4 protein-coding genes are annotated in these 1,753 nt (G+C 49.4%); all 4 read left to right on the top strand.

What is annotated here, in order from left to right:
* Positions 1 to 632, top strand: a 632-nt coding sequence (locus tag AK963_RS28560) for a VUT family protein (protein WP_066018670.1), incomplete at its 5' end; no start/stop codon positions are given.
* Between the two features lie 25 nt (positions 633 to 657).
* Positions 658 to 906, top strand: coding sequence for a hypothetical protein (locus AK963_RS28565; protein WP_066018671.1), 249 nt, complete (start codon positions 658 to 660; stop codon positions 904 to 906).
* Between the two features lie 104 nt (positions 907 to 1,010).
* A complete protein-coding gene (locus AK963_RS28570) occupies positions 1,011 to 1,202 on the top strand; it encodes a hypothetical protein (RefSeq protein WP_066018668.1) in 192 nt (63 codons plus the stop codon).
* A gap of 8 nt (positions 1,203 to 1,210) precedes the next feature.
* The gene (locus AK963_RS28575) at positions 1,211 to 1,660 is read left to right on the top strand and encodes an AP2 domain-containing protein (protein ID WP_066018673.1); all 450 of its coding nucleotides are present in this window, start codon (positions 1,211 to 1,213) and stop codon (positions 1,658 to 1,660) included.
* Positions 1,661 to 1,753 lie beyond the last annotated feature (93 nt).

A 1,753-nucleotide genomic window follows, 5' to 3' on the forward strand; every position in this document is an offset into this window, starting at 1 on the left:
TTCTGGTACTGTTCGGCCTGTATGTAGGGTTGCTGGTACTTTGTCCGGTCCTCTTCATGTGGCACTCCGATATTATGGGGCTGAACTTTACCGGCGGGAGTATCGTATTCCCCTTTACCTATGTACTGCTGGATTGCATATCGGAGTTGTACGGCTTTCGTCGGGCGCGTCAGACACTGGTCTATACCGGCAGTTTGCTGATGCTGTTTGGTGGTGCCCTGGCGCTCCAGGACCACTTTCTGGAAGGCTTTATCCATGGTGATCACAGTAACGGCGATCAACAGGCGGTCAATTTTTTTTACAATGAGCTGCCGAAAAACTTTTTCCTGCTCGGCCTGAGCATTGTACTGACTGATCTGGTCAACATTTTGCTGTTTCACTGGATACGTAACTTGATGAACAATCGCTGGTTCTGGTTCCGTTCCCTGGTATCGACCACCGTTGCTCTGACCATTTTCTCGGTAGTTGGCCCACTTGTTCGCTTCCCGGGATTCTGGAACGATCCTGAAACCCTGGATTTCGTGATTAATATCACGAAGGCGAAGTATCCTCTGGTGTTAGTGTACGTGTGGGCAGGTGTTGCCATTGTTGAGTTAACCCGCTACTGGCGCAGAAACCACGCGAAGTATTGAATAAGCAGTCGTCACGGATGTATTGATGATGGATCGTATCCACTTAGGACAAGTGCCCCGCAATAGCCGGGGCGAGGTAAGTTATCAGGTCATACCGTCTGTGATGATAAAAGCCATGGTCGCTGAGGAAGAACTCAACCAGTTGAACCATCGCATCAACCGGCATAATAATCCTACCGATCCTTTTTACTACCCCAATCTGGAAAGCCGCCTTGACCGAAAAGCCTGGCTGGAAAAGCGGATTTTCGAGTGGCAGGCATTATTAACTGAGTAATCCTATGATTCTGGCAACCGACCCTAAGCGAGTATCTTTCATCAGGAAGATTGATAGTTCTCATTGGCAGCAAAGTGAGGCAGCTCAACCATGGGCTGAAGGCCATGAATAACGCTCTGTTTGATTTCCTCGCCGACCATGATCTTGATGACCTTCCAGATGGCGCCTGGCAACAGATGATTGAGGATGCCGTGGAGGAATGGAACCGGTTATTCAAGACCAAATACGACCCTTATGATACCTGGCTGGCTTATATTGAGCGAAAGGCTGAATTGCAAAATGAGACAGCAGGATGAATTGACCAATGACGCCTGAACAGCGAAAACTACTGGACGAACTGGAACCTGAGCATCACCTTTCGTTAGACCCGAAACGAAAGGTGTGGCGTGTTTATGCCTATGGTACGACGCATCAGTTCGCTGCCAATAAGCTTGGTGGTATCGAAACGGCAAAAGCGGTGGCGCTGGCCTTTCGTGACAGCCTGCCTGCCGAGGCTTTTGAGCTGAAAAAGCCGTTGCTGGCGCAGGCTCGATCCAAGGCTGTGGGTGTCAGTAAGCAGACTAAACCCAATGGCGAACTTTACTGGCGAGCAAAGTGGGTCGAACTTGATTCGTCCGACCCGCTGGGTCAACGAACAATTAATAAATACAAAAATTTTTCCATTAAGAAATACGGCGACAAAGAAGCCTACAACATGGCGGTCAAATACCGGGAAAGGGCGATTTTTGAACTGGGGGTGGTAGGGGGAAACTGACGGACAAAGTAACCTTTTGTCCGGGTAGATCAGACCGTAGGGCGAATGGATCGGGCCATTGAGTTAAACAAGGCGTTAACAGACCTTTGCTCC

It is taken from the genome of Endozoicomonas atrinae (assembly GCF_001647025.1).
Classification (GTDB): Bacteria; Pseudomonadota; Gammaproteobacteria; order Pseudomonadales; family Endozoicomonadaceae; genus Endozoicomonas; species Endozoicomonas atrinae.